20 protein-coding genes are annotated in these 23,927 nt (G+C 68.9%); 9 read left to right on the forward strand and 11 right to left on the reverse strand.

Annotated features, from left to right (window positions below; translation table 11 throughout):
• Positions 1-117: 117 nt before the first annotated feature.
• Both Pla163_RS02010 and Pla163_RS18600 read left to right on the forward strand, forming a co-directional pair.
• The gene (locus Pla163_RS02010) at positions 118-2,670 is read left to right on the forward strand and encodes a tetratricopeptide repeat protein (protein ID WP_419186214.1); all 2,553 of its coding nucleotides are present in this window, start codon (positions 118-120) and stop codon (positions 2,668-2,670) included.
• Positions 2,671-2,896: 226 nt separating this feature from the next.
• Positions 2,897-3,025 (forward strand): hypothetical protein, encoded by a 129-nt coding sequence (locus Pla163_RS18600; RefSeq protein ID WP_419186215.1) that lies wholly within the window; start codon positions 2,897-2,899, stop codon positions 3,023-3,025.
• Positions 3,026-3,273: 248 nt separating this feature from the next.
• Here Pla163_RS18600 and Pla163_RS02020 read toward each other — a convergent pair whose 3' ends face one another.
• From Pla163_RS02020 to Pla163_RS02065, 10 genes are all read right to left on the reverse strand, one after another.
• Positions 3,274-4,089: an ABC transporter ATP-binding protein gene (locus Pla163_RS02020; RefSeq protein WP_419186216.1), complete on the reverse strand. Its 816-nt coding sequence runs from the start codon at positions 4,087-4,089 to the stop codon at positions 3,274-3,276.
• A gap of 297 nt (positions 4,090-4,386) precedes the next feature.
• Positions 4,387-5,367, reverse strand: coding sequence for a 4-hydroxy-3-methylbut-2-enyl diphosphate reductase (gene ispH, locus Pla163_RS02025; RefSeq protein WP_419186217.1), 981 nt, complete (start codon positions 5,365-5,367; stop codon positions 4,387-4,389).
• Between the two features lie 345 nt (positions 5,368-5,712).
• The gene (locus tag Pla163_RS02030; protein ID WP_145182794.1) at positions 5,713-6,435 is read right to left on the reverse strand and encodes a radical SAM protein; all 723 of its coding nucleotides are present in this window, start codon (positions 6,433-6,435) and stop codon (positions 5,713-5,715) included.
• Positions 6,436-7,239: 804 nt separating this feature from the next.
• Positions 7,240-7,611: a hypothetical protein gene (locus tag Pla163_RS02035; protein ID WP_145182796.1), complete on the reverse strand. Its 372-nt coding sequence runs from the start codon at positions 7,609-7,611 to the stop codon at positions 7,240-7,242.
• 324 nt (positions 7,612-7,935) lie between these two features.
• Positions 7,936-9,840 (reverse strand): phospholipid carrier-dependent glycosyltransferase, encoded by a 1,905-nt coding sequence (locus Pla163_RS02040; protein WP_145182799.1) that lies wholly within the window; start codon positions 9,838-9,840, stop codon positions 7,936-7,938.
• Positions 9,837-10,628 carry a class I SAM-dependent methyltransferase gene (locus tag Pla163_RS02045; protein ID WP_145182802.1) on the reverse strand — a complete coding sequence of 264 codons (792 nt, stop codon included), beginning with the start codon at positions 10,626-10,628 and terminating at the stop codon, positions 9,837-9,839. The genes Pla163_RS02040 and Pla163_RS02045 overlap by 4 nt, the downstream gene beginning before the upstream one ends.
• Positions 10,629-10,655: 27 nt before the next feature.
• A complete protein-coding gene (locus tag Pla163_RS02050; RefSeq protein WP_145182806.1) occupies positions 10,656-11,591 on the reverse strand; it encodes a glycosyltransferase family 2 protein in 936 nt (311 codons plus the stop codon).
• An 81-nt stretch (positions 11,592-11,672) separates the two neighbouring features.
• Positions 11,673-12,197: a toxin-antitoxin system YwqK family antitoxin gene (locus Pla163_RS02055; protein WP_145182808.1), complete on the reverse strand. Its 525-nt coding sequence runs from the start codon at positions 12,195-12,197 to the stop codon at positions 11,673-11,675.
• The gene (locus Pla163_RS02060) at positions 12,194-13,003 is read right to left on the reverse strand and encodes a hypothetical protein (RefSeq protein WP_145182811.1); all 810 of its coding nucleotides are present in this window, start codon (positions 13,001-13,003) and stop codon (positions 12,194-12,196) included. Before Pla163_RS02060 ends, Pla163_RS02055 begins: the two co-directional genes overlap by 4 nt.
• Before the next feature lie 226 nt (positions 13,004-13,229).
• Positions 13,230-15,437, reverse strand: coding sequence for a serine hydrolase (locus tag Pla163_RS02065; RefSeq protein ID WP_145182814.1), 2,208 nt, complete (start codon positions 15,435-15,437; stop codon positions 13,230-13,232).
• 150 nt (positions 15,438-15,587) lie between these two features.
• Here Pla163_RS02065 and Pla163_RS02070 point away from each other — a divergent pair, with 150 nt between their 5' ends.
• Positions 15,588-16,343 carry a TerC family protein gene (locus Pla163_RS02070; protein WP_145182818.1) on the forward strand — a complete coding sequence of 252 codons (756 nt, stop codon included), beginning with the start codon at positions 15,588-15,590 and terminating at the stop codon, positions 16,341-16,343.
• Here Pla163_RS02070 and Pla163_RS02075 read toward each other — a convergent pair.
• On the reverse strand, positions 16,292-16,858 hold the full coding sequence (locus Pla163_RS02075; RefSeq protein ID WP_419186218.1) for a hypothetical protein: 567 nt from the start codon (positions 16,856-16,858) through the stop codon (positions 16,292-16,294). The genes Pla163_RS02070 and Pla163_RS02075 overlap by 52 nt on opposite strands.
• Before the next feature lie 343 nt (positions 16,859-17,201).
• On the opposite strand from Pla163_RS02075, the gene Pla163_RS02080 reads away from it, so the two are divergent.
• The 6 genes from Pla163_RS02080 to Pla163_RS02105 are packed head-to-tail and all read left to right on the forward strand — an operon-like array spanning position 17,202 to position 23,927.
• Positions 17,202-19,445, forward strand: a complete 2,244-nt coding sequence (locus Pla163_RS02080; RefSeq protein WP_145182823.1) for a chemotaxis protein CheA — start codon at positions 17,202-17,204, stop codon at positions 19,443-19,445.
• Between the two features lie 21 nt (positions 19,446-19,466).
• On the forward strand, positions 19,467-19,967 hold the full coding sequence (locus Pla163_RS02085) for a chemotaxis protein CheW (protein ID WP_145182826.1): 501 nt from the start codon (positions 19,467-19,469) through the stop codon (positions 19,965-19,967).
• A 34-nt stretch (positions 19,968-20,001) separates the two neighbouring features.
• On the forward strand, positions 20,002-21,642 hold the full coding sequence (locus Pla163_RS02090; protein ID WP_145182829.1) for a methyl-accepting chemotaxis protein: 1,641 nt from the start codon (positions 20,002-20,004) through the stop codon (positions 21,640-21,642).
• Between the two features lie 9 nt (positions 21,643-21,651).
• Positions 21,652-22,473 (forward strand): CheR family methyltransferase, encoded by an 822-nt coding sequence (locus Pla163_RS02095; protein WP_145182832.1) that lies wholly within the window; start codon positions 21,652-21,654, stop codon positions 22,471-22,473.
• Positions 22,470-23,534: a protein-glutamate methylesterase/protein-glutamine glutaminase gene (locus Pla163_RS02100; protein WP_145182835.1), complete on the forward strand. Its 1,065-nt coding sequence runs from the start codon at positions 22,470-22,472 to the stop codon at positions 23,532-23,534. The genes Pla163_RS02095 and Pla163_RS02100 overlap by 4 nt, the downstream gene beginning before the upstream one ends.
• 21 nt (positions 23,535-23,555) lie before the next feature.
• Positions 23,556-23,927, forward strand: coding sequence for a response regulator (locus tag Pla163_RS02105; RefSeq protein WP_145182838.1), 372 nt, complete (start codon positions 23,556-23,558; stop codon positions 23,925-23,927).

Here is a 23,927-nt window from a genome sequence, read left to right on the forward strand (position 1 = left end):
GCGCATCTTCACTAGGTAGACCTCAGGCATCAACCCTGGTGTGGAAAACCGCTATCGTGTGTTGTGAAGTTGCTCCCACGTGATCAACGGGAAACTGTACCTATGAATGATGTCTTCTTGAGCCACGCGCATGCCGACAACGCACTTGCTGAGCTCGTAATGGGAGTCTTAGAGGCCGCAGGTTTGAGCGTCTTCATCGACACTAGAGAGCTAGATGGCTTCGATGAGATTACTGAGACACTTGAGCGAGGACTCTTGTGCTCAAGAGTCGTGCTGGCCCTCTATAGCGAGGTGTACGCCGAACGTCCAGCATGTCAGCATGAGCTAACCCTCGGGGTTGTGGCTTCACTTGGAGCTGGCCCTAGTCGGATTTTGGTGGCCAATCCGCTGAAGGGCGTTGAGCATGTGCAGCCGGCATCGCTTCGCGATCAAAGGATGATCTTCATAGACGCTGAAGGGCTTGGGCTTGAAGAGCTCGCGTCAGCAGTCAGTAATCAACTTGTCGGTATCTCGGGGACTATTGGGGATTCGAAGCTCTGGGAGCGGGCTGATTGGTATCCGGCAAGGCCCCCTCGTTGGTCGAGGTTCGTCGGGCGCGGTGCGGCTTTGTGGAAGATACATGATGCACTGGAGGCAGACCGGAGGGCTATGACGCTTGAATCTTCCGGGCCCGCCCGGGTTGTGGTGAGTGGCTTGGCCGGAGTCGGGAAGAGTCTGCTGGTTGAGGAGTACGCAAGGAGGCTAGATCGCGCCTACCCCGGGGGCATCTTTTGGATAAACGCTGACGGTTCAGGGGAAGTTGACGCGGTGCGTGGCCGGCGTGAGCGTGCGTTTGGGGGAGTGGCAATCCACTTGTTCGGAGATAAGAATGTCGACCTTGGTGATCCAGTGGGCGTTCGTGGGCAATTGGAGCGTCATTTTCATCGGAAGGGTTTGCGCTGCCTTTGGATTGTAGACTCTCTCCCGCCAGGGCTAGATGACGCAGAGTTCGCTATGTGGCTTGGTCCTAGCGTCTTCTGTCAATCAGTTGTGACGACCCAATGTACTACCTATCGAGGGAGTGCAATCAGCCTCGGTTGCCTCAGCATGGATGCCTCCAGGCAACTTCTTGGGTGCCACCTGGAGTTGGGCACCTTGAATCGTGAGAGTGTTGGCGCATTGCTGAAGGCGCTTGGAGGGCATCCGCTGGCCATCGAAGTGGCTGGTGCATTTGCGGCGATCGGTACGGTGAGTGTCGATATTCTTGTGGAGCGCCTCCATGCAGCAGACGGGAGAGTCTTAGAGGTCGCCGGAAGGCTGGCAGGCTCCTTGCCCCAGGGGCACTCAAAGAGCATTGTCGCTACCTTCATGGTTGCGATCGCGCACCTTGGGCTGGAGGGGTGGAGGTTTCTCTTCTCCGCTTCCTGGCTCGCTGCCGCGCCAATCTCGGCGAGGCTCGCGGCAGGAATTTTTGAGCAGTTCTTGGGTGAAGAAGGCCCTGATCTCTGTGCGCTAGGCGTCAGCGAGTGCGTGGGCGTAAGTCTTGCAAGAGATGTTGAGCTGGGTGCGGGGTTGAGAGGTTATGTGGTGCATGAGCTTGTAGGGCAGGTGGTTCGCTTGAGTCGCAATGTGCCGGGCGAGAAGGACTCCTTCCTAGGGGGTGCGTGGAGAGCCTGGACTCGGGTCGTGGGAGACGTTAGTGACATTCGTCGACACGCGCAGGTGCAATGGGAGATGCCGCACGCGTATCACCTCGTACGCGTGATTCCCGTTTCCCCGGCGCGGGGCGAGATTCGTATGGTCTTGTCCCACTACTCGATTACTGCGGGGGCTCTAGCGGCCGCGGCAGAGCAGGCGCGAATGCTTCTTGATGAAGGTATGGAGCTCGGAGGCGCGGACCACCCCCTTGCTCTAGAGGGAGAGCATATCTTAGGTGTGGTGTTGAATGAGCAGGGGGACCCCAGGGGAGCTTGCGGCATTCTGGAGCCGCTCTTGCCGCGGCAGGAGCTGTGTTGGGGGGCGCGCTCGAAGTCGGCGCTTACAACTGCGAATGTGCTCGGGTCGGCGATGATGGGGTGTGGTCGGGCCGCTGATGCTCTGCCTCTCTTGAAGCGTGTCTATGAGCAACGAAAGAGTGCTCTTGGTGACGAGCATGGGAGTACGCTGTTTGCTGCGAACAACTTGGGGTCTGCATACCTGTACCTGGGAGATCTTGTTAGAGCGATCGAGGTGCTTGGTGGGGCGCGCGCCATTCGTCGTCGAATCTTTGGTGATGATGATCCGGACACAGTCGTGAACACGCTCAATATTGCTAGATGCCTTGAATTGCAGGGGGATAGATCGCGCGCACGTGAAGAATTGCGTGGGGCCTTAGATGTTGCTTGTAGAGCCCGCGGCGATGAGAGCCCTCTAGCTGTTCGGGCTTTGACGGCTCTCGCGCGTTTTTTGATAGCGGAGGGGGGATTCGAAGAGGCTCGCGGCCTTGCGGGTCGCGCCGCGGTTGCGGCGGATCAGGTCTTCGATGGGCTTCACCAGGATTCGATTGAGGCGCGGTTTTGGCAATCAGTGGCCATGCGGAATTTGGGGGAGTTGTCAGCTGCGGGCGTCCTGATGGAGGCTGTTCGGATGGATGCGAAAGAGCTGCTGCCCGCTAGTCACCCGTTGATGGCGCTCATCGAATCGGAGACTTGATGTGTGTGCTGCGAGATTGTGTTTCACGCTGGTTCGAGTTCTATCCTTGAGTCCTGCCTCCTTGGCGCGTGTCGGAGGCTAAGTCCATTCCGCTAGAGAAGGTTGTTCGGGTGCGCGTGTCCGGCGACGCCATCTGGCGTGCCCTCCGAGACGGTCGCATATTCACCGCAAAGGCCTCGATCTCGACCTCGGCCGCGCCCTCCCTCGCCCAATTCGCCGCGATGGGATGTCCGAGTTCCTCGCCGAGATCGAGCGTACGGACCTTGCGCCTGTGCGCGTGATCGAGGCTGCCAGCGACGGCGCGCGAAGCGCGCCGTCGCTCCGCATCCGGTTCGATCCGACGCCCTCGATTTAGGTCCCGCCCGACTTCGACGCGGCCACCCTGCACCGCGTGCTTGAGGTGCTGCGCTCGTGATTAGCTTCCCGCCCTCGCCGTCGGTCCGGATGTTCGGCGGTCGCGGCGCCGTAGACATGCCCAAGGGCGCTTGCGGTCTGTCGGCGATGGTGATCGACGTGATCGACGAGGAGATACGTGTCCGTGGAGTCTTGCGATCAGGCAGAGCTCGTTTCCGGACCGGGAGGCGGGAATCGAACCCGCGACCGTCAGCGCGGAAAGCTGGTGGCAATCAACCGCCGCGCCCGATCGCCCGGATCCTCGGCCTCGGTCAGCGTCGTGAACAGCTGCTCGAGCGTGCCCTCGCTGCCGGCGCGCGTGCGCAACTCCGCGAGCGAGCCCACCGCCAGCAACCGCCCCTCCTTGAGGATCGCGACGCGGTCGGCCACGCGCTCCACCACGTCGAGCAGGTGCGAGGTGTAGAGCACCGCGCCGCCGCGATCGGCCCAGGCACGCAGCAGTTCCTTGACGGTGGACGCGCTCGGGGCGTCGAGGCCGGACAGGGGCTCGTCGAGCACGAGCAGTTTGGGCTCCGGCAACAGCGCGCAGGCGATCGCGGCCTTCTGGCGCATGCCGCGGCTGTAGCTGCCGACCGGATCGTCCGCGCGATCGGCCAGGTCGAAGCCGTCGAGCAGCGCGGTGGAGCGGCGCTCGATCTCGGCCGCGTCCATGTCGTGCAGGCGCCCGACCAAGGTCAGGTGCTGGCGCGGCGAGAGCTGGACGTACATCGGCGCGCCGTCGGGCACGAACGCGAAGCGCCGGCGAGCTTCGAGCGGATCGTCCGCCAGGTCGAGGCCGTCGATCGTGCGGCGGCCGGACGTGGGCGCGAGCAGGCCGCACAGGATGCGCACCGCCGTCGTCTTGCCCGCGCCGTTCGGACCGAGCAGGCCCAGCACCTCACCCGCGCGCACCTCGAGGTCCAGGTCCACGAGCGCCGCGACTTCGTCGTAGCGCTTGGTGATGCCCTCGAAGCGGGCGATGTCGGCGCGCGGCGGGGCGGACGGGCTCGGATCGGATTCGCTCACGCGCGACAGGGTGCCACGCGGGGCGCCGCGGATCGAGTCGGCGCGCGGGCCGGAACGCGAACGGCCCGCCGGCGGGGGAGCGGGCGGGCCGTCGGGGTCGCGCGCGCTGCGCGTCGGTGGTGGGGGCACGTTCGGAGGCTGGGGCGTCCGAACGTGGTCGAACCGTCCGAGCGATGGCGCCGGCGCGGCGGTGGCTCCGGGTCTGCTGCGACCGTCGAGACCCACGCTGTCGGCGGGTCCGTCGTGCCGGTGCAGCTCAGCGAACGGGCCGCGCTCGCTCGCCCACGGCTCCGCCGCTCAGGCCGCCTGCACCAACCGCTCGCGCAGGTGGGCGACGATCACTTGAATGATCTCGCGCGGGGTGGACGCGCCGGCGTGGATGCCGACGTGCTTCTTCCCCGCGAACCAGCCGAGGTCGATGTCCTCGACGCCTTCGACCTGGTAGGTGGGCACGCCGCCGGCGCCGCAGACCTCTTTCAGCTTGCGGCTGTTCGACGAGTGCTGCGAGCCGACGACGAGGATCACGTCGGCGGTCTCGGCCAGGTGGTCGGCCTCTTCCTGGCGCTCGGTCGTGACGTGGCAGATCGTGTTGACGACTTTCACCTCGCGCGACTTGGGCACGAGCGCGGCCGCGATCAGGCCGGCCTTCTTGGCGATGAGCGTGGACTGGATGACGACGCCGGCCTTCTTGAGCGGCGGCAGGGCTTCGGCGTCCGCGACCGATTCGAGCACGCGCGCGTTGCCACCGGCTTCGGCGACCGACGCCATGATCCCGATGATCTCGGGGTGTTCGGCCTGGCCGACGATGAACACGTCGTAGCCCTCCTTCGCGAGACCGACGGCCTTGCGGTGGATGATGTCGACGAGCGGGCACGTGCCGTCGATGACCTGCAGGCCGGCGTCCTTCGCTTCGCGCTTCACCGCGGGCGGCACGCCGTGCGCGCGGATGACCAGCGCGGATCCTTCGGGCGCGGCGGTGTGGTCGTCCACGTGCGTGATGCCGTGTTCCTGCGCGAGCTTGCCGACCGTGTAGCTGTTGTGGATGAGCTCGCCGTGGGTGAAGACCGGGCGGCTGTCGTCGGCGGAGGCTTCGACGGCGAGGTCGATCGCGCGCTCGACGCCCCAGCAGTAGCCGGCGCTCTCGGCCACTTCGATCACCACCGAGCCGTCCGCGCTGTGGAAGACCTCCGAGATCGGTACTTCGCGCGTGGAGCGGTTGCGGGGAGCGGCCTTGGACGTGGCTTGGGCTCGGGCGGGGCCGTCGTCGGTCTTCGTCATGGTGGGGTCGGGGTCGGGCGGCGCGCCGGAGCGGGTCCACCGGTCGGTGTGGATCCGGGCGGCGGGCCGCGCTGCACTCGATCCTGACATCATCGGCCGAGTCGCGGCGTGGGTCGAGTGCGCAGAGCGGTTCCGCGGGACCTTTGGCGCGTGGTTCGCCGGTGGGGCGTGCTGCGACCGGTGGGGGGCGGCCGGGGGTCCAGCCGCGTCGCCGAGCTCGGTCGCGTGCGGGGCCCGGTCGTGCCCTCGGTGCCGGAACGCTGGCCCCGAACGGCCGCGGCGCACCACCGGACCCGTGCCCGATGGTGCGCCGCGCGTGGCGTCCGGACGAGCCGGATCGCGTGCTCAGGCCTGCTCGATCAGTTCGATCTCGCGCTCGAGCTTGGCGGTGATCTTCTCGGCGATCGACGCCATGCGGGTCTTCGGGACCGGCTTGAGCTTGCGCTCGGTGTCGGCCTTGGCGAGCGTCGTGACCTGGATGGTTCCGGGGCGGCCGAAGCTCGCGACCTTGGTCAGCCAGAAGCGCAGTTCGGCATCGGTCGAGTTGTCGGCCTCGCCCTTCACGAACGTCGCGCGCAGGACCCAGCGCTCCATCTCGATCTTCTCGAGACCGTCGCACACGTCCTTGTACAGCTGCGGGTCCATGCCGGTCAGCGCGGCGAACGTCTTCTGTGTGCCCGCGTCGAAGTGGATGACCGGACGGTGGTAGGCGGTCAGCGAGTGGCGTCCTTCCGCGTTGCCCAGGTGCAGACCCGGCGTGTGCAGGATCAGCTTGGACTTCGGGAACCACTTGTCGACGAGCTCGCGCAGGTTCTCCGAGATCGCTCGGAACTCGGGGTGCTGCATCGGGTCGACGCCGCCATCGGCCTCGACGACGATCGACTTGACCTTGTCGCCGGCCTTGGAGAGCTCGATGATGCGACGCGCGGCGGTGGTGACGACGACGGCCTGGCTGGCGAAGCGTCCGGCTTTCCCGGTGTCGACGAGCGGCTTCACGACGAGCGTGGTCTCGTACTCGGGGTGCTCGAACGGTCCGAGAATCAGCTCTTCGGTGAGTGCAGCGAACATGGTGGTGGCTGTCGGTGCGCCGGCCGGGACGAAGTGTCCGGGGCGGCGGTGGGTGAGGAGAATGGTGGCGCGGTGTGCCGTCCGAATGGGAGGCCGTCCGCTGGTCTCGCCGTCCGCTTCGGGCCAACCGCTTCACAGCGGCGGCGACAGCGGTCGTCGAGTGGAGAAATCGCGGCCACGACGCGCGCCCTGAAGGGTCGGTCTCGGCGGCGGGCTTCGAGCCGGAGAGTGGGGGCTTCGAGCCCGAGAGGCGTGCCGATCGTCGTCTGGCTCCACCGCTCCCAAGGACTCTCGAGGGGGTGGGCCGGTGCGGCGTGCGGCGGGTTCAACGCCCGCGATGGGTGCTGGTGCGGCCGCGGCCGGCCAAGGCGTCCTGCCCGGCGCCAAATGGCTCGGGGCGTCCGTGAACAGGGCCGAGGAGAGATCATAGCCGAGCCAGCGGGCCCTCTCACGGGTGGATCGGACTTCCCACGTGTCGAGGGGCCCGGTCGTCCCGGGTGGCGCGGAGCGCGGTCCGGGGGCGCGAGCCGGTCCCGGAGCCCGTTCGAGGCGGGCGCGGGGGCCTTCTGGGCGGCAAGTGGCTGCTTTCGACGCTGTGACCACCTGCGTGGGGCCCCGCCCCCCCCCCTTCCCCCGCCCCCGCCCCCTCCCACCCCTCGACGAGTCGGCCTGCCCACCTCGGCCGAGCTCTCGACGAGTCGACGCCGAGCCGGGCCCGGTCCGCTCCGTCGGCCCCCAGCCGCTCGCACCGCGGCTCGACGTTCGGCAGCCCCGAGCCCGCCGCCCGGGATCCGCCGCCCGCGCTCACCCCGGACTCCCGCGGACCGAGGCCTCGTCCGGGACGGGCCCACCCGGGAAGTCGATGGCGAGCACGACCAGCCCAGCGGCGAGCCCGAGCCGCACGGGATGTTCGGCGCAGGCTCCGACCCAGCGCAGCAGGACGTCGAGTTCCGGCGCCAGGTCGCCACCGAGCGGTCGCGCGCGGTCCACGGCCCGCACGAACGCACGCGCGAGACTCGGGGCGAACGCGCCCGCCAGCAGCGTGAGCACGACGGGGCGCAGCACCCGCGCACGGACGTCCGCGGCGAGGTCGGCGCTCGGTCGCGTCGCGGCGCGCGCGTTCGCCTTCGTTCTCGCGGCGGCGCGCCTGTCGGTCGGGATCGGAATCTGTCGCACACCCCATGGACCGCTCGGCGGGGCGATGGGTTGCGGGTGCGGCCTTGAAAGTTGCGGGCGCCCGACCGCACGCGAACGGACGCTCCGGGTCGAAACCGAGCGCGCGTCCGGCGGGTCGGTGCCCGGAGCGCTTCGCCCGCGACACGTCGACGCGCGTGTCTCCCGAGCGCGCTGGAACCGAAGACTTGCACCGAAGACTGGCATCGCGTGCTGCGGCTGCGCTCGACACCACCCGACCATCAGCACCGCGCGGCCGTCGACACCGCGCGACCGTCAACACCAAACGACCGTCAACACCGCGCGACCGTCAACACCGCCCGACCGTCAACGTCGCACGAGCCGTCGCACCGCACTGCGCGGCATCGCGGCGACCGCTTCGTTCGCCCGGCGATCCGGCACCGCGCGCACCTGCCACAGCAGCACCGTGCCCGGCTCGAGCGCGGTCCAGTAGTCCTGCGGCATCGACCAGCGCGTGTCGGTCAACAGCAGCCGCAGGCGCTCGAACGTGCCGCCGAGATAGGTGCCGTCCGCGCGCCACAGGTTGACGGTCCACACCACGGGGTCCGTGCTGCCGGCCGGCGCGGTCCACTCGAGCGTCGGCGGCAGGTCGTGCACGCTGCCGTCGTCGGGGCCGACGAGTTGGACCCGCTCGACTCGTCCCTCTGCTTCGTCCGCTCCACCGCGAGCGTCGTCGGCCGCGACCGGGTGGGCGAGCTGGGCGGCGACGCTGGCGAAGAACGGATCGTCCACGGCGTCGAACGCGAAGTGGCGCGGGACGTCGAGCACGGCGATACGCAGGGACACGACCACGACGGCGGCACCCAGGGCCGTGCCGACCAGGCGCGCGAGCGTCCGAGGCAAAGGCGCACCGAGCGTCGCGAGGCCCGCCGCGACGAGCACCACCGCGGCTCCGAGTCCGGGGAACAGATAGCGGCCCTGGGGCTGCATGAACGTGCGGTTGTAGAGCACCACCTGCACCAGCACGAGCAACGCCACGCCCGCCGGGAGCGCGAGCGCACGCCAGGGCAGGCCGCGCTCGCCGTTCGGTCCACCGCCGCGCGTCCTCACGGAACCGATCACCGCGACGACGAGGCCCACGAACCCCGACCCGGCGGCCGTCCCGAACAGCACCAACGCCGACAGCGGTGCGGCCAGCGCGTTCCATCCCCAGTGACCGACGAGCGTGCGCCCGAGGGTGGGGAAGAGGCTCTGCGCGTGCACGCCCCACAGGTACTGGCTCTGCCACTCCGGGTCGGGCAACGCCGTGGCGAGCAGGCTCTGGGCGTAGGCCCGGCGGTGCGCCTGGGTGCCGAGCAGTTCGCCGTAGCGCGCGAGGTTCTCGAGCACGAACGGCGCGAACAGCGCGGCGACGATCGCGACGGCCACGGCGCAGCGCGCGAGCGTCGCCAGCCGCCGGTCGCGCGCACGCCAGATCGCGCCCACCGCGACCACGAGAGCCACCGGCAAGAGGAACAGCGCGGTGAGTTTCGTCTCGAGAGCCGCGCCGACGAGCAGCCCGAGGACCACGGCTTCGGTCCAGGTGACGGGAGCGGTCGGCGCGCTCCGGTCGTCCGACCGTCCGTCCACCGCCCGCGTCCACAGTCGCGCGAGCACGTACAGCGCCGCGAAGCTCAGCGTGGTGCTCAAGGCCCCGTTGTCGAGCACGGCGTGCGACCCCTGCCACTGGGGCAGCGCGGCGAGCAACAGCACGGCGATGCTCGCGACCGCCGGCCGGTTCGGGACGAGCACGCGCGCCGTCGCGAACACGAGCACCAACGACACCAGTCCGCACACGACCGACACGCCGCGCAAGAGCCACACGGTGCGCACCTCGGCCGAACGCGGCGCGACCTCGTCGAAACCGTGCCGCCACGTGTTCGCGGCGAACGTGCCGTCCGCGCGCGTGCGGTTCGGCACCTGGTCGAACGTCACCGCCGGCACCTGGGAACCGCTCAGCGCCGCCGTCCACGCGAGCACGCGGTAGTAGAGCTGTGGGTGGTGCCCCATCGAACTCTCGTCCCAGACCGTGGCGCCGGCCAGGTCCGCTTCGCCCTGCAGGTACGGCCGCTCGCCGGTGCTGGCGATGCGGAACGCGTAGTCGAGGTGCCCCGGTTCGTCGGGACCTTCGTGCACGGGCAGCCCGACGAGCATCGCCAGCGAGCCGACGAGGAAGACACCGAGCGCGATCAACAGCGTCGCGCGATGCAGGCGCTCCGGGCGCTCGTTCACCGCGCGCTTCCGTTCGCGCTCGCCGCCGCGCCGCCCGCGTCGCCCGCGTCCGCGCGCTTGCGTGCCCAACCGAGCATCGAGACGCCGAACGGCAGCGAGTGCCGCGTGACCCAACCGCGCTCGCAGGCGAACGACTGGTACAGAACCTGGTCGAGGCCCAGCGGCAGCTTCACCGACAGGTCGGACCCACCCTTCGCCACGCTGCGTTCCAGCATGGGCCGCATCAGCACGCGCACGGCGGCGATCGGCGGGAAGAGCAGAGTGTTGAAGTAGGTGAGGTGTTCGATCTCGAGGCCGGTCGCCGTCACCCGCTGGCGCAGTTCGCTCTTCGCGTAGCGCCGCTTGTGGTGGCTCAGCACGTCCTGACGACCCCACAGGAAGCCGAACGCCGGCACGCTGAACAGGAACAGACCGCCGGGACGCAGGACGCGCTCGATCTGGACCAACGCGGCGCGGTCGTCGTCGATGTGTTCCAGGACGTCGAGCGCGCACACGAGGTCGAACGTGTTCGACTTGAACGGCGCCACGGTCGCGTCGGCCAGCACCTGGTCGTTGTCGCCGGCGGCACGGCAGCGCGCGAGCGACACGTCCGACAGGTCGAGCGCGGTGACGCGACCGCGCGGCGCGAGGATCGGCAGGTTGACGCCCGAACCCGGGCCGAGGTCGAGGATGCGCGGCGCGCGTCCGCCCGGCAGTTGCTCGTCGAGGACGCGTGTGAAGATCGAACGCCGGGCGCGGAACCACCAGTGGTCCTGCTCGAGGTGTTCGTTGTGGACGACGTCCTGCACGGCTGGGCGGGGGAGGGGAGCGGCGGGTCAGTCGGCGGCGCCGGTGCGCGGATCGCGCTCGATCGCCTTGCCGCGACCGATGCCGAAGTGGATCAACAGCCACATGCGCGCGACCGTCAACAGGGTGCGCGGGATGTGACCGGGGTGGACGGTCGTGCGACCGGCGGTGCGCGGCAGGTGGCGCACGCCCATCTCGATGCTCTTGAAGCCGAGCTTCGACGTGCGCGCCACCAACTCCGTGTCGATGAAGAAGTCCGTGCAGGCCACGTCCATGCGGTCGATGACCTCGCGCCGGAACAGCTTGAACGCGCAGTCGACGTCGCGCACCTTCACGGCGAACAGCACGCGCACGATGCGGTTGTAGACCCACGACGTCATGCAGCGCAGCACCGAGTCGTAGCGGTAGACGCGGAAGCCGAACAGGGCGTCGGCGCCTTCGCGATCCAGGGTCTCGACGGCCGCTTCGAGTTCGGTGATGTCGAACTGGCGGTCGGAGTCGGTGAAGAACAACAGGTCGGTCTCGGCGGCGCGGAAACCGGCCATGATCGCCGCGCCGTACCCGCGGTTCTTCTCGAACAGCACGCCGCGCACGAGGCCGGGGTGCGCCGCTTCGAGGCCGCGGATCAGCTCGCCGGTGCGGTCGCTCGAGCCGTCGTCGACGCACACGACCTGGTAGCGCTCGAAGCAGCGCGGCAGGAAGTCGAGGCAGTCGGCGGCCGCGTCCTCGATGCACTCCTCCTCGTTGTAGGCGGGCAGGACGATCGCGACCGAGGACGTGAACTTCGGGTCGCGCTCGCCGCGCTTGCGGGGCGCGTCCACGACGAGGCGCGGCGCGGCGGGCCCGCCGGGGCTCGGGCCGGGGGCCGCGGGATCCGGAACCGCGGGTCGGTGAACCTCGGGATCCGGAATCTCGGGATCGGGGGCGTCGGAGCCCTGGGGAGTGCTGGAGCCGGTGGGAGACATGGCGCAGGAGCGCCGCGCGGGCGGACGGTCCGCCGGAAGTCTATCCCGAGGCCTGGCGGCGGCTCCGCGTCGATGCGGCCTTCAGCGCGCGTCGTCGGACGGGTCGGACGGGTCGGACGGGTCGGTCCGGTCGCTGGCATCCGCCCCCGCCCCGAAGTCCTCCTCCAGGGCGAGCGACCCGTCCGCGTCGAAGCGCCGCCAGACGCCCACGCGCCGGCCGTGCTCGAACGTGCCCTCCTCGAGCACCGTTCCGTCGGGCCCGCTGCGCCGCCACGGCCCGTGCAGTTCGTCGTCCTCGTAGGAGCGCTCGAGCAACAGGCTCCCGCGCTCGGAAAAGGTCAGCCACTTCCCTTCGCGGCTGCCGTCCACGTAGGTCGATTCCTGGCGCGTCTCGGCGTTCGGCCACCACACGACCCACGGCGAGTGCTGCACGCCTTCCTTGTAGCGGCGCACGCTCCACAGGGTGCCGGTCGGGTAGTGGGAGGCGGCCGTCTTCTGCTTCGCACAACCCGACGCGCCGAGCGCGGTCGGCAGGGCGACGAGCAGGGCGAGCGTGAGGGCCAGTCGGCGCGGGCGGTGGGAGCCAGTACAGCGGTGGGCGATCATCGGTCTTCGTCCTCGAGCAGAGCGGCGTCGGACGCGGCCATGACGGCGCGCAGTCGTTCGGCGAAGCGTCCCGTCGGAGCCGCACTCGCGGCGTCCACGGCCGCGCGCACCGCGACCCGTGCAACGGGCGACGTCGGGTCGAGATCGACGAGCGCGACGACCGAGCGCGGGTCCTTCGCGAGGGCCGTGGTCAGCTCCGCGAGCGACGCCTCCAGCACGGCGCGCGGATCGGCCACGCCTTCCAGGTCGAGGTGCACCCACGCGAAGGCCGTGTCCTCGAGCGGGCGCGGAATCTTCAGGCGCACGAACTGCGCGGCGGCGAGGGCGGCACCCGCGGGTCCACCGTCCGCGCCCGAGCCCTCGCGCAGCCACGACTCGTCCAGGTGCAGGAAGCCCTGGAAGATGCCGCTCGTCTCGTCGAACAGGTCCCCCGACACGAACGCGCCGGTCTCGAAGCCTTCGAGGGTCAAGCGCTCCGACAGGGTGTCGACCGTGCCGGGCAGGCGCTCTTGGTCGCGCGCGGTGGCGTCGAGCGGTTCGACGGCGAACAGGTCGGCCACGCGGGTCCACGGATCGTCGCCCGTGAGCGCGAGGTCGAGGGCGCGCGAGTCGTCGAGCACGCTCGCGGGCTCCGGCGCGCCGGCCGGCCAGGGGTGGACGGTGACGACCACCGTCGCGGGCCCGGGCGGCTCCTCGAGGACGCACGCGCCGAGCAGCGACGTGGCGGCCAGCGCCAGTGCGAGGCGCCGCGCGGTGCGGGATCGTGCGAACGACGTGGGATCGGTGCCGGCTGTGGTGCGTGCCATCGCCGAGCACGATAGACCCGCCCGAACCCGTCGCGATGGCTCCGGCGCCAGAACGAAGGCCGCGCCCACGAGAAACCCCCGACCGTGCCTGAGCGGCGGTCGGGGGCTGGCAGTTTCCGAGTGCGGAGCTCGGCGCCTGGTCGGCTGCGTCGAGATGACTTCTCCGCACCTCAGCGATCGGGTGGCGCGGGCGTCGGGCTGGAGGGGTGGTGGTGGGCGGGTCTCTCTATTCGGACCCGGCGTCCTCCTCCTCCTCCGCCACCACCTTCTCCGCCCGGAACGTGCCATTGGGTTGGAAGAGGACCAGGGCCGCCGGGGCGTCGCCCTCGGCCGCGTCGAAGCGGACCGTGAAACCGTCCATGTCCGCCAGGGCGAAGCGGCCGTGGGTGCCGGGTTCGAGGTCGTAGGTCGGCTGGCCGGGCACCTTGAGGGTCAGAGGGGCGCCGCCCTTGCCGCGCGCGACCGTGAGCATCTGACCGAGCAGAGCGTAGCGGCCCACGAGCGTGTCCAGGTACTCGGGGTCGAGCAGCACGGCGTCGGGCTGGCGCTCGAGTATCACGGGTTCCGGCGTGGATTCGAGCTGGATCTCGAGCGCCGCCACGTACCCGTCGCGGTCGTCGCGGAAGTGCACCATCAGCCCCTCGGCCAGTTCCATGCCGTCGACCTCGGTGCAGCGGAAGACCTCGTAGTGCCAATGCTCGAGGGGCACGTCGAGGATGCCGTAGCGCAGACCCAGGACCTGTGCGTCGGCCGCGTCCGCAGCGTCCACCAGCTCGATCACCACGTCGCCGTAGCCGGGGTGGCGATAGCGACCCGCGTAGCTCGCGATCGGGCGCGCGGCCGGCGCGTCGGGCACGCGCTCGGCGGCGGCCATCGAACGCAGGCTCGCGCGCATCTCGTCGGCGGTGTCGAGCTGCGAGACGGCGAAGTCGGTGCGGTCGACGGGCGGCAGTCCGAGGAAGCGTTCGGCCAACTGGCTGGCCGCGATGTTCGTCAACGCACTGGCGCGGTTGGTGACGGTGAAGATGCCCAGTTCGTCGGCCGGGTACAGCTCGACCTGGGTGGTGAAGCCGTCGATCCCGCCGCCGTGGTGCACGCGCAGGTGCCCCTCGTGGCTGTCGACCATCCAACCCAGCGCGTAGGCGGTCGGTCCTTCGCTCGCGGGCGTGATGCCGCCGAAAGTGGTGACCGGTTGGATCAGATTGGCGAGCTGTGGCTGCGACAGGAGGCGCTCCCCCTCGATCTCGCCACCGCCCAGCCACAGCGTGATCCAGCGCGCCATGTCGTTCGCGCTCGAGTGGATCGACCCCGCCGGACCGATCCAGGTCAGGTCGCGCATGTCGATCGCGACGAACTTCCCGCGCTTGCGGTCGTGGGGCAGCGCGTGGTTGTCGGTGGCCAGGGTCTCGGCCAGGCCGAAGCGCGTGCGCGTCATGCCGAGCGGCTCGAGGATGTGCGCGCGCGTCCAGTCCTCCCAGCTGTCGCCCGAGACCCGTTCGAGCGCGAGGCCGGCCGTCGCGTACATCAGGTTGTTGTATTGCCACGCTTCGCGGAACCCGACGGTCGGCTCGAGGTGCGCGAGTCGGCCGAGCATCTCCTCGCGCGTGAGGTCCGGGTTCGCGTACCAGACGAGGTCGTGGCGCGGCAGGCCCGAGCGGTGCGAACACATGTCGCGCAAGGTCAGCTGCTGTTCGGCGAGCGGATCGACCAGCCGCAGAGTCGGCAGGTAGGTGCGCACCGGCTCGTCCCAGTCGAGCAGACCCTCGGCCACCGCCTGCTCGATGCCGAACGTGGTGAAGGCCTTCGTCGTCGAACCGATGGCGAAGAGGGTGTCGGCGTCGGCGGGCAGGTCGGCCGCCACGTCGCGCAGCCCGTAGCCCGCCGCGTGCACGACCTCGCCGCGGAACACGACGGCCACCGCCATCCCGGGCACGCGCAGCTTCTTCAACTGGTCGTTCGCCCACTCGTCGAAGCCCGCGAGCGCGACGTCGGCGGAGATGCCGATCGCCATCGAGAACGACAGCGTGCGTCCGCTCTGGGTGAACGTGCCCGCGATCGTGGTGCCGTCCGCGGCGCGCGTGCCCTCGAAGCGCGGCTCGCCGTCGATGCCCTCGATCCCGGCCGTGAAGGTCGCCACGCCGTCGACCCGCTCCCAACGCGGATCCACGAGCGGCCGGTCCGCGATGCCCTGCACCGGGATCGAGATCGTTCCCGTCAGGCCGCCGCTCCCGTCCTCGCCCGCGAACCACAGGTCCATGTGGAAGGCGAGGCCGACCGGTTCGATCGAGCCGGACCAGTGACCGGGGAGCGGTCCCGGAGTCTGCTGCTCCTGCGCGCAGGGTTCGACCGGTGCCGCCACGGCTTGCGGAGCGAACGAGAACGCGGAGACGAGGACGAGCAGGAGCGCGGCGGTGCGAACGGTGCGAGTGACCATGTGTCGGGCGGGTGGGGGCGGGCTCGGGGCGAGGACGGACGGCGAGCCTACTCCTTCGGCGCGCGTCCGTTCGAGCCCGTTCGCGCGACGGGGAACGTGCCCGCCACACCGAGGCTTCGCGCGCGGACCTCGAGCGGCCACAGTGCGGCGATGGAACTTCTGACCAGCCCCGAGGCGTGGATCGCGCTGTTGACGCTGACCGCGATCGAGATCGTCCTCGGCATCGACAACGTCGTCTTCATCGCGATCCTGGCGAGTCGTCTGCCCCCCGAACAGCAGGCGCGCGCGCGCTTCCTCGGGCTGGCGGCGGCGCTCGTCTCGCGCATCATCCTGCTGCTGCTCATCAGTGTCATCGTCGCGCTGACCGAGCCGCTGTTCACGGTGCTCGGCAACGAGATCTCGGGGCGCGACCTGGTGCTCCTGGCCGGCGGCGTGTTCCTGCTGGGCAAGAGCACGGTCGAGATCCACTCGCAGGTCGAAGGTCTCGGCCACGAACACAAGAGCGGCAAGCCGGCGACGATGGCGAGCGTCGTGGCGCAGATCTTCGTGCTCGACGTGGTCTTCTCGCTCGACTCGGTCATCACGGCCATCGGTCTGGCGGATGACGTGCCGGTCATGATCGCGGCGATCGTCGTGGCCATGGGGGTGATGATGGTGGCCGCCGGCCGCATCAGCGCGTTCATCGACAAGCACCCGACGCTCAAGGTGCTGGCGCTCAGCTTCCTCCTCTTGATCGGCCTCACGCTCGTGGTCGAAGCGTTCGAGATCCACGTGCCGAAGGGCTACGTCTACTTCGCGATGGCCTTCTCGCTCGGCGTCGAGATGCTGAACATCCGCGCGCGCGTCAAGCGACTTCAGCGCGAGGCCAAGGCCTCGTTGTCCGGGTCCAAGAGCTCGTCCGCCTGAGCGACCAGCCCCAACGCGGAACGCAGGGTGGTGGCGATCCACTCGAGATCGCTCACGGACCGCTCCGCCAACAGATGCAGCGGGTCGGCGCCGCGACGCGCGACGACCAGACACGGCAGCTGGCGTTGGTGCAGGACGGCGAAGTGCGGCCCAACCTCGAGCCGCTCGAGCTCGGCGCGACCGATCGCGATGCGCTGCGTCCGGAGCGCGCCGCGGCGTTCGACGAGCAGGGCGCCGTCCACGACCCCGATCAGCGTGCGCCGGCGTCCGAGGTCGATGGCGTGCACGGTCATCAACGCCACGAAGAGCCACAGGTTCCCCAGCACGAAGAACACGAGCAGGGCGAGACCGGGCGAATCCAGCTGGGGCAGCGCCGTGAGCACGACCGCGACCGTCAGCGCCAGGGCCGGAAGGGCGGCGGTGGCAGAGCGCGCGAGAAGGCCGCGGCTGCCGACCAGGACGCCCACGGGCTCGAGCTCGAGTCGCACGCCGCGCGCTGAGCGGACGAGGTCCACGCCGCGGGGGCGGTTCGAGGGGGACGGGGCGCGCACGCCGCGAGCCTAGCCTCGGATGGCCGAGGTCCGCTCGGCCCGGCCGCCGGACTCGCGTCGAGGACGGGCGTGCCGGGTCGGCGGCTCGCGGCCTCGTGGACGGGGACGCAAGGGCGCCCGGGAGGTGGCGGTGGCGCTCGGGCCGTGCCCGGTCCTGCACGAGTCGCGGCTCGGGACTCAACCCCGAGTGCGTCCACGACCGAAGCATCTGGGCCCACCCCACCCCGCCCCCAGTCGATCCCCCAGTGACTCCGTCCCTCCACCGTCCTTGGTGTGGCGCCCATTCGTCTCCGTCCGGAGGCACGCGATGAGCGCCATTCCCCCGCAGATTCGCGACCACGTCACGCGTTGGCTCGACGATGCCGCGACGGCGGCCAGCGAGCTCGCCAGCGTCGAGGACGGTGCCCACGACCGGCTGCGTGCCGCGCTCCAGGGTCTCGCGCTCGTCGACGGGATCCCGGGTGATCTCGCACGCGACGTGATGCGCGTGGCGCGCTCGATCTCCGCCTTCGACTGGGACGACGAGGAGGCGCCGCCCGAGTTCGTGCGCGAGCTCTGCACGGCCTTCGACGGTGTTCGCACCGCGGTGGACGAACTCCTCGAGGCGGAAGGACCGGGCGCTGCCGCGTCGACGGTCTCGAACGGTCCGCGCTTCATGCAGGTTCCGGACGATCCGCTCGTGCTCGACTTCGTCAGCGAGTGCGAGGAGCACCTCGAGAGCGCCGAAGAGTCGCTGCTGGCCCTCGAGGACGACCCGCGCTCGTCCGAGGAGCTCGGGTCGATCTTCCGCTGCTTCCACACGATCAAGGGCGGTGCCGGGCTCTTGGGACTCGAGCCCGTGGCGGGTCTCGCGCACGCGGCCGAGTTCCTGCTCGACAAGGCGCGCAACGGCGACGCGCTGATCCAGGGCGACGCGGCCGAGCTGTGCTACGGCGTGCTCGACACGTTCCGCGAGATCCTCACGGCCGTCGGCGGTGGTGACGACGTCATCGAGCTGCCGGAGGTCTACGACGCGCAGATGGACGCGCTGGCGCGCCTCGTCGCGGGGGGCTCCGTTCTGGCGGACGAGTCGGAACCCGTCGAACCGACCCGTCCGAGCCCCGTCGGCGACTCCAGCGCCGCGCAGGCCGAAGTCTCGACGGGCGCAGTCGCAGCGCCGAGCCCCGTTCTCGCGCCGCTCGCGGAGAGTGAGCCCACGACCACCTCCGAGCTCCGTGCCTCCGCGCCCGATCCCGACGCGGCCCTGGCCGCGGCGTTCGACGAGCTGGAACCGGAGGAGGAGAACGACGACGACTCGACGCCTGAACGGGTCTCGAGCAACGAGTCGGCGCAGTCGCAGAAGGCGCGCCGCACCGCCCAGTCCGCCGTGAAAGTGGACACGGATCGACTGGACAAGCTGATCGACCTCGTCGGCGAACTCGTCATCACGAACGCCATCGTCGGTCAGGAGATCACGAGCGAGATCCCGACACACGACCCGCGGCAACGCACGATCGCGCAGCTCTCGAAGGTGACCAACGAGCTGCAGTCGATCACGATGTCGATGCGCATGGTCCCGCTCAAGGGCACGTTCCAGAAGGCGACGCGCATCGTTCGTGACGTCGCGCGCAAGTGCGGCAAGAACGTCCGGCTCGTCACGGTGGGGGAGGACACGGAGCTCGACCGCAGCGTCGTGGAACGCCTCTCGGACCCGCTGATCCACATGTTGCGCAACGCCGTCGACCACGGCGTCGAGAAGCCGGCCGCGCGCGCCGAGGCGGGCAAGCCGGCGACGGGGACGATCCGCCTCTTCGCCGAGCACCGCGCCGGCAGCGTCGTCATCGAGCTCTCCGACGATGGCGCCGGATTCTCGCGCGAACGTCTGCTCGCGAAAGCGGTCGAGCGCGGCATCCACACGAGCGAGGAAGCCGACTCGCTGCCCGATTCACAGGTCTGGAACCTGATCTTCCACCCCGGTCTCTCGACCGCGGCGGAGTTGAGCGACGTGTCGGGTCGCGGCGTCGGGATGGACGTCGTGCGCAAGAACATCGAGGCCCTGCGCGGCTCCGTCGCGATCGAGTCCACGCCTGGAAAGGGCTCGCGCTTCATCATTCGCCTGCCGCTGACGCTCGCGATCATCGACGGCATGGTCATCGAGTCGGGCGACCGCAGCTTGATCTTCCCGATGCAGTCCATCGACGGCTTCGTCAGCGCCAAGGCCGAATCGATCCGCACGGTCAAGGGTCAGGGCGAGGTCGTCGTCCTGCGCGGCACACCGGTTCCTGTCTATCGCGTCTCCAACCTGCTCTCGAACAGCTCGCCCAGCCGATCGGGATCGGATCCTCTGCTCGCGCTCGTGTGGGCGAACGGCCGGAAGGTCGCTCTGCGCATCGATGGCATCGGCGGCCAGCAACAGGTCGTCATCAAGAGTCTGTCCAGCGGCCTGTGCCGCGCACCGTTCATCTCCGGAGCCGCGATCCTCGGCAACGGATCCGTCGGGTTGGTCGTCGACGTCGAGTCGCTCGTCCGCTCGTGCACCGGCAACTCACAACCTTCCGTCGGCGTCTCCTGAACGCCGTTGGTCCACGAAGTCATGCACAACCAGAACACGACCGACCCTCAGCCCGACTCGACGCTCGGGGGACAGTACCTCACCTTCTACCTGGGTGAGGAGGAGTACGGGATCCCCGTCCTCGAGGTTCGGGAGATCGTTGGCGTCCTGCCGATCACCCCTCTCCCCGGAGCCGAGGAGAGTGTCCTCGGCGTCGTCAACCTGCGCGGCAGCGTCATCTCCGTCATCGACCTTCGGACGCGGCTCGGCTTCGAACGCGCCCCGATCTCCGAGGAGAGCTGCGTCATCGTCGTCGACCGCATCGAGGACGGGAAACGCCGAGTGGTCGGCGTCCTCGTCGACCAGGTCGCCGAAGTGCGCGACATCGAGGTCGAGAACACGACCGACCTGCCCCAGCTCGGAGCCGAGGTCGACGAATCGTGCCTGATCGGCTTCGGCCGAGTGGGCGACCGACTCGTCATCCTGCTCGACGTGGGCAGCGTTCTCGCAAAGTCCGAGTCACCTTCCGAACTGGCCTCCTGAGCGCGCTCGCTCGACACGAAGAACGTCCATCACATTGAAGAGCTCACACGTCGAAACCAGCCGCCACACCTCGTTGCGCGCGAAGGGAATCAAGGCACGTCTGGCCGTCCTCTCGGCCGTTCTCGTCATCGGAATCGGCATCCCGGCGGGCCTCGCCTACCGGGAGCTCCACCGGCAGGAGCACATCAGCGAGACGATCGACATCGCGGGTCATCTGGGGATGCTCTCGCAGAGCATCGCGAAGTCGGCCCAACGGTCCGTCGAAGAGACTCCGACGGGCAGGCTCGCGCGCGAGGAGATGTCGAAGGCCGCTGCCGAGTTCGACGAGACGCTCCAACTCATTCGCACTGTTCGCGAGGACGACGAAATCGCGCATCTGACCGATCCGAAGCACATCGCCGAACTCGACGAGTTCATCCGTCGCTGGGGCCCCGTGTCCGACGCGGTCGACGTCCTCGCGAGTTCCGAGACCGATCAAAGTGCGCGTGCAGCAGCCATGGCGCTCGTTCTCCAGCGCGAGGGCGATCTCCAGGAACGCAGCCACCACTTGTTGAACCGGTTCGAAAGCATGTTCGACTCCAGCGTCGCGCTCGCTCGAATCAACCTGACGGCCTTGATCGGGATCGGGCTCGGTCTCGTCCTCGCCGCTTGGTTCGCCATCGAACGCGGTGTGATTCGTCCGCTCGTCAAGGCTGCCGAGTTGCTCGACGCGACGGCGGCTCGGTGCCGCACGAGCGCCGAGGCGGTACGCGCGAGCGACCAGCGCCTCTCGAACTCGGTCACGGAGAGTGCCGCGAGCCTCGAAGAGACCGCCGCGAGTCTCGAGGAGATGTCGAGCATCACCAAGAGCAACGCCGACAACGCATCGAAGGCCAATTCCGTCGCGATCCGTACCAAGGCGTCGTCCTCGGAGGGCGCTCAGATGGTGACGGAGCTGGAGTCGGGAATGGAGGCGATGTGCGCTTCCAGCACCGAGATGTCCAAGATCGTCAAGAGCATCGAGTCGATCGCGTTCCAGACCAATCTCCTCGCCCTGAACGCTGCCGTCGAGGCTGCGCGCGCCGGCGAGCACGGCAAGGGGTTCGCCGTCGTGGCCGAGGAGGTTCGCAGCCTCGCACAGCGCGCGGCCGAGGCGACGCGTAGCACCGCGGCCCTGATCGAGCAGTCCCACGACCGAACGACTCGCGGCCTCGAGAGCACTCGGCGTGTCGCCCAGGCCCTGAAGGACATCCAGTCGAACGCCGTCGAGCTGGCCAGTTTCGTCGACGGCATCTCGTCGGCGGGCTCCGAGATCTCCGAGGGGATCGGCCAGATCAACCAGGCCGTGAACCAGTTGGACCAGCTGACCCAGAGCAACGCCCAGGCCGCCAACGACAGCGCGAGCGCGGCCGACGCCATCTGGCAGGAGACCCGCTCGCTCGCCGACATCAACGACCAATTGCGTGCGATCGTCGGACTCGAAGTCTCGGAGGGGACCGCGAGCGAGTCGAGCTCCGCGCGTCCGGTCCCGTCGTCTCGCGCATCCGGTCGGCTCGCCGCGGTGTCGACACCGGTGTCCGCGACGCGTGTGGATGCTCCGAGCGCGCCACTTCCGAGTCGAACGAGAGCCTTCGACGGCGCCGACGCGGCCGAAGAGTTCCTTCCGCTGGGCGGCGACTCGTTCGACGAGTTCTAGGCCACTTCCATGGGCAGTAGCAGCGACGCCAAGTCACTCAATCGCCTGCGAGAGATCGTGGTCGCAGAGAGTGGGATCCAACTCGGGAACGAGAAGGACCAGCTCGTGCTGACGCGCATCGGGCGACTCTTGCGCCGGCTCGGCCACGAGACGCTCGAGGCTTACCTGGCCCACGTGGAGACCGATCGGACCGGCGCTGCGCGTTCGGACCTCGTCGACGCCGTCACGACCAACGTGACGAGCTTCTTCCGCGAGCCGCACCACTTCCAGCACCTCGCGAAGCTGGCGGCGAGCGAGTGGCAGGCGGAGCGCCATCCAGAGCCGATCCGCATCTGGAGCTCGGCGTGCTCGTCGGGTCAGGAGCCCTACTCGATCCTGATGGCGCTCGAGCGCCAGCTCGGTGAAGCCGAACTGCGACGCTACCTGGTGCTGGCGACCGATCTCTCGAAGCGGATGCTCGTGCGCTGTCAGCGTGCGGTCTATCCGGAGCGCGAGATCCAGCCGATCCCGCCCATCGATCGGCAGCGTTGGCTGAGCCCGATCCCCGGCAGCAACTCGTACCGAGTGTCGCCAGCGCTGCAGCAGCGGGTGCGCTTCAGGCACCTGAACCTGCTCGGTTCGTGGCCGATGAAGCGCTCCTTCGACGCGATCTTCTGCCGCAACGTCCTGATCTACTTCGACCGCCCGACCCAGGAGCGCGTCGTCAAGCGCTTCCACGAGCGTCTCGCTCCCGGAGGCTATCTCTACATCGGTCACTCGGAATCGCTCTCCGGGTTCGCGAACGACTTCGAGTTCATCGCACCGACCATCTATCGGAGGAAGTCAGCATGAGTGCGATCGAATCACGAAGGCACCGCAAGCCGATCCGACTCCTCGTCGTCGACGACTCGGCGCTGTTGCGGAAGACCGTGGCCAGGATGCTCGAGGACGTCGATGACATCGAGATCGTCGCCACCGCCCGCGACCCGTTCGAGGCGCGCGAGATGCTCGCCGCCGAGCGGCCCGACGTGATGCTGCTCGACGTCGAGATGCCGCGCATGGACGGCATGACGTTCCTGCAGAAGGTCATGCAGCACCGTCCGATGCCGGTCGTCATGTTCAGCGCGCGAACCGAGGAAGGCGGCGAACTCGCCATGCGCGCGCTCGAGATCGGCGCGCTCGACGTGGTCTGCAAGCCCGGTGGCTCCAACAAGCCGCTCGACGTGAAGGAGCGTCTGGTGGACGCCGTTCGCGCAGCCGGCGGAGCCCGCCTGAGGACGGCGAACACGCCCGTGGACTCGGTTCCCGCGCCGATGGTGACCGAGCGACGAAGCGGACCGTACAAGCGCAGCATCATCGCGATCGGAGCTTCGACCGGAGGCACGGAAGCGACGAACCAAGTGCTGCGGACCTTCGGACCCGAGGATCCCGGCATCCTCATCGTTCAGCACATGGGCGCCCACTTCATGGCGGCCTACGCCGAGCGGTTGAACGCGAACCACCGCATCGAGGTGAAGATCGCCGAGGAAGGGGACATCGTTCGGCCCGGGCTCGCGCTCGTCGCTCCCGGCGACCGGCACATGGGTGTCAGGAAGCAGGGGCGCGGCTACCGGGTCCACATGATCGACACCGAGAAGGTCCACCACCAGCGGCCCGCGATCGACGTCACGTTCAACAGCCTCGCCGCCTGTGCCCGGGCGGACGCCGTCGCCGTGCTCCTCACGGGCATGGGCCAGGACGGCGCCCAGGGCATGTTGGCCATGAAGAAGGCGGGGGCGCTCACGCTCGCCCAGGACCAGGAATCGTGTGTGGTCTACGGGATGCCGCGTGTGGCTGCCGAGATCGGAGCAGTCGATCGCGTTTGCGGACTCACCAGCATCGGTCAACAGAGCCTTCGCGCAGCCGCGCAATAGGTCGAGGGAATCAACAGAATCATGAAGGTACTCATCGTCGACGACTCCGCCGTCATGCGGAAGATGGTCACTCGCGGTCTCCGGCAGGCGGGCTACGCCTTCCAGGAGGTCCTCGAGGCGGGCAACGGATCCGAGGCCATCAAGGTCCTCAACGAGCACAAGGTCGACCTGATCATGCTCGACTGGAACATGCCCGTGATGAACGGTCTCGAGTTCATCAAGGTCGCGCGCCAGGCGAAGCTCAAGACCCCGATCGTGATGCTCACGACGGAAGGTGGTGACGAACAGATCGCCGAAGCCATGGCCGCCGGTGCCAGCGGCTACCTGACCAAGCCGTTCACCGCCGAGAAGCTGAAGTCGCGGATCGACATCGTCCTCGACGTCGCTGCCTGA

This window comes from Rohdeia mirabilis (genome assembly GCA_007750655.1).
Lineage (GTDB): Bacteria > Planctomycetota > UBA1135 > UBA1135.